The sequence below is a fragment of the Odoribacter sp. N15.MGS-14 genome, assembly GCF_000980245.1.
Taxonomy (GTDB): Bacteria; Bacteroidota; Bacteroidia; order Bacteroidales; family Marinifilaceae; genus Odoribacter; species Odoribacter splanchnicus.
In genome coordinates, this window is sequence record NZ_LARE01000090.1 from 1 (window position 1) to 8976 (window position 8976).

Here is an 8976-nt window from a genome sequence, read left to right on the forward strand (position 1 = left end):
ATAACACCGCCTTTTACGCATTCCGGATGATTCCGGTATTTCTCTATTATCATCCGGGGTATTTCCAGCAAAGGAATATTACACATATTGTCCGTCTTCTCCCTCGGCTTCCGTATCCAGTATTCACCGTTTACGCCGCGTATGATATGCTCCGCTGTCAGATGCTGAACATCGGAAAAAGCCAAACCCGTAAAGCAGCAGAAGATGAATATATCCCTTACCGTCTCCAAGCGGGGAATGGTAAACTCCTTATTCATCAGCACCTTTATTTCTTCTTCCAAAAGGAATGCCCGGTTGGTCGCGGTCTGCCGTAGCCTAATTTCAAAGAATGGGTCTACAACAATCCAATGATTAGCCAAAGCCAGACGGATAATCTTTTTCAGGTTTTTCAGATACTTAACGGTAGCGTTCTGACTGCACGGCTTGTTGGTTTTAATGTAATGTTCAAAGCCCCGGATAAACTCGTCCGTAATGTCTTTTAAAGGAATATCCGCCATCCGGTATGCCCGCTTCATATATTCCGAAAGATAACGTACTGTCCGTTCATATCTCAGAACCGTTCCTAAAACAAAATCCTTACCTAATAAGTCCCGGCATTTCTTGTTGTGATCGTTGAATACCTCCAGCAGCATTTTAGGAGATTCCCCCTCACCATAATAACGGCGTTTGAGGATGTCGGCAGTAATGGGTTTGCCGTCCTGTTCCAACTGGCGGTGTATCTGCAAGACCTTGGTACGAACGGTTTCAAGGTAGTGATTCAACTCCTGGTATTTTCGTTCCTTGCCATTGGCACATTCTTTTTTAGCGTTCCATTTACCGACCTCGATACTACGTTTAATCTGCACCTCGGCACGCTTACCGTTTACCGTGATGCGTAAACAAATAGGTGCTTCACCGTTTTTAAGGAGTTTTGTCTTCTTAATGAAGAAAAGAATTGAAAAATAGTTCCGTTGCATACGACTGAATTTTAACGGGTTAAAATTAATGTATTTAGTCGTAAACGGCGTCATGCAATATACAGTGAATCAAAGCATTAAAGCCTGATTCGGTGGACTAAAATCCGGGCGGAATCAAGTCCACCGATTTCACCGGATTTTCCTGCCGGAATCCGCTGTTTTTTGAGGTTTTACCTGAAAACAGAAACTCCCGAAATTCATTGAATTTCAGGAGTTTGCTTCGTTTTTTCGTCTTGAAAAGTGATCCAGCTGGGATTCGAACCCAGGACCCCAACATTAAAAGTGTTGTGCTCTACCGGCTGAGCTACTGAATCGGGCCACAATGTTTCTCAATTGCGGGTGCAAATATAGGGAGTTTTTTGTTAGTTGCAAAAAATGGTTGCTGTTTTTTCTGAATATTTTTATATGCTTTCGTTTAATCTATTCGTTATAAGTTATATAGCATATTAAAAAAATTGCAAAATAGGTAGGATTTTTGCTCCTTATCCCGGAAAAATGTTGTAACTTTTATAGGCCATTTAAAATCGGGTGTGTCATGATATTCAATAGTACAGAACGGGAAGGGGTACTGGTCATGCTGTTATTGATTACAGGCCTTATTGTTATTCCGCGGTTTGTCCGGTCGGGGAAACCTGCATTCTTTTTATTGCCGGAAGTAATCAATATAGAAAAGGATTCTCTTTGTCCGGTATCACATCGGGAAATTCCTCCTCCCTTGGAATTAAATACGGCGGACAGCAGTGCCTTGGTCAGAATCCGGGGAATCGGTCCTTACTATGCAAGTAAAATCATCAAATACCGACAGCGATTGGGAGGTTTTTATGCCGTCCGGCAGTTGAAAGAGTTAAAGATGAATCACTTCAATGTCGATTCGTGCGCTGGGGTATTTACCGTCGATCCTTCAAAGATCGTGAAATACAGGTTGGACACCATGAGTTTTAAAGCTATACTCCGGCATCCCTATCTCGAATATGAGGATGTACAGATGATCTTCAATGCCAAGCGCAAATACGATTCTCTTTCTTTCCAACTGCTCGAAGAAAAGAAAGTACTTCCGGCTTATAAACTCAAAAAAATAAAGCCTTATTTCCAATAAGTTCACAAAATAAAATAACTTTGTGAACAATCCGGTGGACACCGGCCGTTTAAAACAACTAAAAAATACTGACGATGAAAAAAGTATTCATTACACTGGGTGTACTCATTCTTGTTGTAATTACAGCTTTAATGGTCATCCCTACTTTTTTTAAAGGAGATATACTCCAAATTATTGAAAAGCAATCCGCCAAATACATCAATGCGAAATTGAAAATCGGCGATATGAACCTGAGCATGTTCAAAAGTTTTCCTAATCTGAATGTTGCCTTGAAAGAGGTGATGATTACCGGGAAGGATGAATTTGCAGGAGATACCGTCGTTTACATTCCGTTGTTCGAGGCTTCGGTGAATTTGAAGTCACTGATAGCAGGAGATGAACTCATTGTAAACCAACTTTTGCTTAAAAATTGCCGTATCGCTCCGACAGTAAATAGCGAAGGGAAAGCCAACTGGGATATCCTATTGTCTTCCGATTCGCAAACTTCCGCCACTACGGAAACTCCGCCCGACGAACCGAAAGGCAAGGCGGAGAGAGGCCTTCGTTTAAATGATATCGCCATTGAAAATTTATTCATCACTTACAATGATTTTCAGCATTCGACCTATGCCAGCATTGCAGATATCGATTTAAAACTCAATGGGAATTTTTCGGAAACCAATACGCTGATTGATATTTTCCTTGCTCTGCAAAATATTTCATATCGGCACCAAAACAGTGTCTGGATCAATAAGACCGATCTGAAATGGCAGGCCGTTATCGGAGCCAATCTCAAAGAGATGACTTTCGATATTCAGAAAAATGACCTGGCCCTGAATGATCTCAAACTCGATTTAACCGGAAATATCGGGGTCGGAGAGGACAAATATAAACTGGATTTGCAATTGAATGCTCCGGATACCAAATTTGTCAGTTTGTTGGCTATGGTGCCCAAAACGTTGCAACATTATATCGAAGGATTGGAAACCAGTGGTGATTTTAAGCTGAATGTTACGGCTAAAGGAGAATATTATGCCGATCATCTCCCGGCTCTGCAGGCAAATTTACTTGTCAATAATGCTTCTGTAAAATATCCCGAATTACCGGAAGCTATCCGTCAAATCAATATCGATCTGAACGTGAGTAATCCCGGAGGACCTGTCGATTCAACACAACTGAACCTGAAAAAATTATCGTTCGATATAGCGGGTAATCCATTTAGTATGTATTTGAATATCAGTAATCCTAACGATCCGGTGCTTGCCGGAGGTGCAGTCGGGGTTATTAATTTCTCCAATCTGAAGAAAGCCCTTCCACTGAAAGATATTACTCTGCAGGGAATCGTCACGACCGATATGACATTCAACGGGAAATATCAATATATCGAGAAAGAACAATATGAGAAATTTATTGCCAAAGGAAATATTATTTTAAAAGATCTTCTTTTGGTCAATACTGAATTTCCGGAAGGTATTTCTATCCCGCAGGGATCTGTTACGATTACTCCGGCTCAGTTGAATCTGAAACAGTTACAGGCAAAAGTTTTTTCCTCGGATTTTACTTTACAAGGAAATATTTCGAACTATCTTCCTTATGTTTTCAAAAATGAAACGCTGAAAGGTAATTTCTCTCTGCATTCGAACCGAATAAATTTGAATGAATTCATCATCGCCCAAGCCAAAGCGGCCCGCCAAACAAAGAGCGATACTACAGCCCGGGCTTCGGCCGACTCTATCGCCTTGACGGACAAACCGACCGCAGCAGAAGGAGCTTTGGAGATTCCCAAAAACATCGACATACAATTTACCAGTAATATCAGCACTATCCTTTTCGATAATCTGACTATCCGTAATGTAAAAGGGCAAATTTCTTTGGATAATGCGGTCGCCACACTGAAAAATCTCAGTATGGATATGTTGGAAGGTAAAATGGTGATGAACGGACAATATAATACAGCCAATCCGAAGATTCCGACAGTAGATTTCAAGCTGAATATATCCGACTTCGATATCCATGCCGCCTACGAGGCTTTCACTTTCCTGCGGAAGAGTATCCCGGTAGCGATGAACTGTAGCGGACAAGTTTCGGCTGCCATGAACTTCAGTTCTACCCTGGATAAAGAAATGAGTCCGGTAATGACGACAGCAAACGGTGGGGGATATCTCGAATCAAAAGGTATTCTGATCAACGACAATCCGGCGATGAACCAGTTGGCTAGTGTGATGAAGAATGACGAACTTAGCCGGTTGAGTATCAGTAAGCTGAAAATCGATTTCAAACTCGAAAACGGGAATATTATCGTCGAACCGTTTAAGACCAGTTTTGCAGGTAATCCGGTGACCATTTATGGAAATCAAACCGTCGACGGGCAGCTCGATTATACCTTATCGATGAACATCGACCGTAAATTTTTCGGCAAGGACATCGACAACCTCCTGAAATCTATTCCGGGTTCGAACAATATTAAAAATCTGGATATCGATGCAAAGGTCGAGGGAACGCTGTCGAAGCCGGTTATCAAACCCGACCTTTCCAAAGCGATCAAAGCGGTCACCAAAGCAGCAGAAAAAGAATTGAAAGGTAATCTGTTACAGGGAATACAGAATCTCTTTAAAAAGAAATAAATTTCTTCTAAACGGGAACAACGGAGTAAAACAGCATATTCTCCGTTTGCTCCGTTGTTTCCGTTTTATCTTAATAACTAACCGTCTCTTCAGGTATTATTATCTAATAGGGAGGAGTAAATTTTCCTTCTGCCGGAAAATCCGGTGAATTTTCCGTTGTCCCATAAGGTTTCGGATGATCGCCTAAAGTTTCCGATTCTTCCTTCAGCTCATCCATATAATCGGAGAGGTTGTCTTTGGCGTTCTGATCGTCATTCTCGATAAGCTCATCCATAGTTTTATTATAAGCCTTTGTCTGTTGGGCAAAAATCCCTTTCGATTGGTCACTTTCTGCCCGTTCGTAATTTGAAGCTCCCAGAATATCGTCCTCGGTAGTCTCATCATTAGCCATCTTTTGGCTTTTTCCTGGTTTTTCGGTATTACCACAGCCACAGCCTTTAATTGTAGTTGGCTTGGATTGGTTATCGGATTCTTTTTTCACGTCCTTCATAGCTTTGTCGTTTTTAGTTATATATGATTCAACCGGGTAAACCTCTGCAAGATAGCCCGCTTCAGCAAGTATCCGTTCTACCGATGTAACAGCTTTCTCATCTTTGGCCTTTATTGTCAAAATCCGGTCAGGGCTTTTCAGATCGATCGACCAACTTTGGATTTCATCTGTTATATCCAATTGCGATTTAACCTTGGCAACACAATTATTGCATTTCAAATTCGTTTTAAACTTAAATGTTTTCATGTCCTATTCTTAAAAAACTTTATAAACCTAAATTTATCGTCCCGATAAATTTAACTACATTTATACGAACGCTTAAACTTCAGAATGGTTACCCAATAATTGAAAATTGAGATTTAAAAATTGAAATCAGATTTTTTTTGCTTTGATGCGTAAGCTGTTCGTAACGACGGAAACCGAACTGAAGGCCATCGCAGCGGCAGCTATCATCGGATTGAGTAAAAAACCGCAACAGGGATAGAGAATGCCTGCTGCCAGGGGAATACCGATCAGGTTATAAATAAATGCCCAAAACAGATTTTGCCGGATAGCAGCGACCGTTTGCTTCGAGAGGGCCCAGGCTTTCGGGATAGCATTCAGATCAGAGGTAATCAAAGTGATCTTCGCCACATCGATTGCAATATCCGAACCTTTTCCCATTGCGATGCTGACATCGGCTTGGGCCAAAGCCTGCGAATCGTTGATACCGTCACCTGCCATCGCTACAATCTTGCCCTGTTGTTGTAGTTCCTTCACGAAATCGGCTTTATCCGATGGCATGACTTCTGCCTTGAAATGTTTCAGGCCGATACTATCGGCTACGGCCCGGGCTGTGATCCGATTATCTCCGGTGAGCATATATACTTCAATACCTTCTGCCTGCAAACGTTCGATAGCTTTTACAGACCCTGGCTTCATCTGGTCGGCGATGACAATTAAAGCCAACACTTGTTTGCTATCGGCAAAATAAACGACGGTTTTCCCTTCCAGACTACAAGCATCGGCTTGTTCTGCCTGTTTACTTTCCCGGGAGATTCCGTTCATTTCCAGCAAACGGCGATTCCCTACAAAATAGGATTCCCCATTGATCATACCTTGTATGCCCTGTCCCGTCAGACTATTGAATTCTCCCTTCAGATTCGTCTTTATCCCTTCTTCCGTCAGATGGAGTACCACAGCATCGGCCAGAGGATGTTCGGAACGGCTTTCCATAAACAATAAAACTTCCATACTGTGCCGTAAATCTATCCCCGGATTCCAGAAAATATCGGTAACCACAGGTTTTCCTTCGGTAATCGTTCCGGTTTTATCTAAAACTACGGCTTGTACTTTACACAATTGTTCCAGGCTCTGTGCATCCCGGATCAGAATATTGTTCTCAGCCCCTTTGCCGATACCTACCATAATTGCCGTCGGGGTCGCCAATCCCAATGCACAGGGACAGGCGATAACCAATACAGTTACCGAGGTCAGCAAGGCATGTGTAAAAGCGAGTTCTCCACCGGCAATCATCCAGCCGATAAAAGTAAGCGCTGCGATACCGATTACGGCAGGTACAAAAATAGCAGCAATTCTGTCGACCAACTGTTGTACCGGAGCTTTACTACCCTGGGCCTCCTGTACCATCTTGATAATCTGGGCTAAAATAGTCTCGCTCCCGACTTTTTCGGCCATGAATTTAAAACTCCCTTTCTGATTGATCGTACCTGTATAGACATGTGTACCGGTCACTTTCTCGACAGGTACCGGTTCGCCGGTAATCATGCTCTCGTCGACAAAAGAAACTCCTTCTGTGACACTGCCGTCGACCGGAATTTTATCTCCGGGTTTCACCAATAGTATGTCTCCGGGTTGTACTGCTTTGATCGGGATCACCTGTTCCGTACCGTCTTCGAGAATCCGGATCACCTCTTTGGGCTGTAATCCGATCAGTTTACGGATTGCTGTCGAAGTATTCGATTTTGCACGGCTTTCCAATAAACGGCCTAATAAAATTAAAGCGATGATCACTGCTGCCGCTTCATAATAAATATGAGCTTCCAGTCCCCGGTCCGTCCAATAGGTGGGCCATAGGGTATTGAACAGACTGAACAGAAAGGCAACTCCTGTACTGACCGCCACCAAAGTATCCATATTGGCATGTCCATGTTTCAATTGTCGCCAGGCATTAATGAAAAAATCCCTTCCGAATACCAGTAGGACCGGTAAGGTAAATCCCAGCATGATCCAGTTGCCATAGGGTATATGCATAAAAAACATCCCGATCACAAAAACAGGGAGGGATAGCAATAACGCTCCTATCGTTTTCCGGCGTAGTTTATCATAGGCTTCTCGTTGTAAAATTTCGGCCTGTTCAGGCTCTGTCTCATTTTCCAACAACAGATCGTAGCCTGCTTCCTGTACCGTTTTTTGCAAATCTTTATCGGAAACAAGCGTAGGGTTATATTCCACTATGACGTCTGAAGCGGCGAAATTTACTCTGGCTTCTATGACACCCTTACGTTCGGATAATGCCTGTTGAATATTGGCAGCACAACCGGCACAACTCATACCGATCACATAAAATGACTTTTTTTCATTCATAACCTATCCGTTTTATCCCTTTACGTGAACTCAGGGGCTTAGTTTCAAATCAGTTATAAAATCCTATTTCTCCTGTTTCCGAAAGGCATCATGGATGGTAATCCCGGTAGAGATCCTCCGGTATTCAAAAAAGCCGGGAATAATAGATACTCCCGGCAGAAAAGAATAGAAAAATGAGGTAATATTATGACTTAGGATACAACGTCATTCCAGCATCTAATGAAACGGACATAGGTAAAAGTCTTAGTGCTGTATTTATCAGATTATTATCCGTTATCAAATAAAATCTGCCTCCAATAGTAAACGTCACAGGTATCTTATTTCCTTCTTTCAATTGCCCACCCAGGTTTAGATTTTCAAATATAATACCCACCTTTTCAATCTTAATATCACTTATAAATTCACCGAGAAGCGGAATATCTGCGATCAATCCATAAACTGCATCTCTAATATCTTCCGGAAGATTTTCAATTGAAATGGGATAATCCAAATCAGCGATAATCGTATCTGTTACGTTTGTCAAGACAGTCATTCGAGCCTCCTTCACTTGCCCTTCAACATACTCTGGAAGTTCAGGTAATATTTCCTGTAAACGCGGGCTGCTAAAAAGAATTTTGTCTATCGTCCCTTCTTTTTTCTCTATTTTTACTTCTATTTTTTCCTGTAACACTTCGTCTGGCAAAAAAGTCGTGACCGGGACGGTCATTCCCAATAGTGTCATATCGAGAACAAAATCCGTACCCTGCCATTCGCCGGGCCAACCAATCGTCTCATCGACAAATTTAAGCGTCGTAAAATCTGTACCATTTACCCATTCGCTATAACGTTCTCCTTCTTTGGAACGTACTTTCCAGGAATAAGTCTGTTCAGGCGTCAATTCTTCCAAGCCATACGAAATACTCTGCGTCGATAAAATTTCTCCGTCCCATTCCACTTCATACTCGCTTGAAGTTCCATCCCACACCAACACAGCCGACAAGTCCGTGATCTTTTCAACCCTTAGATTAGCAGGTAATACAATTGGTTTCAATTCTTCTGTACCGCCATTGTCCAGTATATCATCGCCGTCATGACAAGCAACTCCTAAAGCTACCAGTAAAACGGTCAAAATCCATATTGTTATATTTTTTTCCATAATAAACTATTTTGAATATTTCCAGTTATCAAATCCAAAACCTTCCTGCTGATCGACAATCAACCATTTGCCGGCACGTTTACCTCCCAATAATTCAATCAGAATAGCTT

6 protein-coding genes and 1 tRNA gene are annotated in these 8976 nt (G+C 42.1%); 2 read left to right on the plus strand and 5 right to left on the minus strand.

All coding sequences use genetic code 11. The features are described from left to right. A partial coding sequence (locus tag WS34_RS13375) for a site-specific integrase (RefSeq protein WP_046405391.1) occupies window positions 1-956 on the minus strand: 956 nt, incomplete at its 3' end. A 241-nt stretch (window positions 957-1197) separates the two neighbouring features. Continuing rightward, window positions 1198-1270, minus strand: a tRNA-Lys gene (locus tag WS34_RS13380). 221 nt (window positions 1271-1491) lie between these two features. Here WS34_RS13380 and WS34_RS13385 point away from each other — a divergent pair. Further along, window positions 1492-2052: a ComEA family DNA-binding protein gene (locus WS34_RS13385; protein ID WP_046405392.1), complete on the plus strand. Its 561-nt coding sequence runs from the start codon at window positions 1492-1494 to the stop codon at window positions 2050-2052. Window positions 2053-2126: 74 nt separating this feature from the next. Beyond that, the gene (locus tag WS34_RS13390; RefSeq protein ID WP_046405394.1) at window positions 2127-4655 is read left to right on the plus strand and encodes an AsmA family protein; all 2529 of its coding nucleotides are present in this window, start codon (window positions 2127-2129) and stop codon (window positions 4653-4655) included. A gap of 103 nt (window positions 4656-4758) precedes the next feature. Here WS34_RS13390 and WS34_RS15735 read toward each other — a convergent pair whose 3' ends face one another. From WS34_RS15735 to WS34_RS13405, 3 genes are all read right to left on the minus strand, one after another. After that, window positions 4759-5391 carry a heavy-metal-associated domain-containing protein gene (locus WS34_RS15735; protein ID WP_286693790.1) on the minus strand — a complete coding sequence of 211 codons (633 nt, stop codon included), beginning with the start codon at window positions 5389-5391 and terminating at the stop codon, window positions 4759-4761. 126 nt (window positions 5392-5517) lie between these two features. After that, window positions 5518-7731, minus strand: coding sequence for a heavy metal translocating P-type ATPase (locus tag WS34_RS13400; RefSeq protein WP_046405397.1), 2214 nt, complete (start codon window positions 7729-7731; stop codon window positions 5518-5520). 184 nt (window positions 7732-7915) lie between these two features. Beyond that, complete coding sequence (locus WS34_RS13405) at window positions 7916-8866, minus strand: fibronectin type III domain-containing protein (protein ID WP_046405399.1); 951 nt, start codon at window positions 8864-8866, stop codon at window positions 7916-7918. Between the last annotated feature and the right edge of the window lie 110 nt (window positions 8867-8976).

Coding starts and splice junctions, on each gene's coding strand:
- WS34_RS13385 (WP_046405392.1), top strand. CDS start 1,492: ATGATATTCAATAGTACAGAACGGGAAGGGGTACTGGTCATGCTGTTA.
- WS34_RS13390 (WP_046405394.1), top strand. CDS start 2,127: ATGAAAAAAGTATTCATTACACTGGGTGTACTCATTCTTGTTGTAATT.
- WS34_RS15735 (WP_286693790.1), bottom strand. CDS start 5,391: ATGAAAACATTTAAGTTTAAAACGAATTTGAAATGCAATAATTGTGTT.
- WS34_RS13400 (WP_046405397.1), bottom strand. CDS start 7,731: ATGAATGAAAAAAAGTCATTTTATGTGATCGGTATGAGTTGTGCCGGT.
- WS34_RS13405 (WP_046405399.1), bottom strand. CDS start 8,866: ATGGAAAAAAATATAACAATATGGATTTTGACCGTTTTACTGGTAGCT.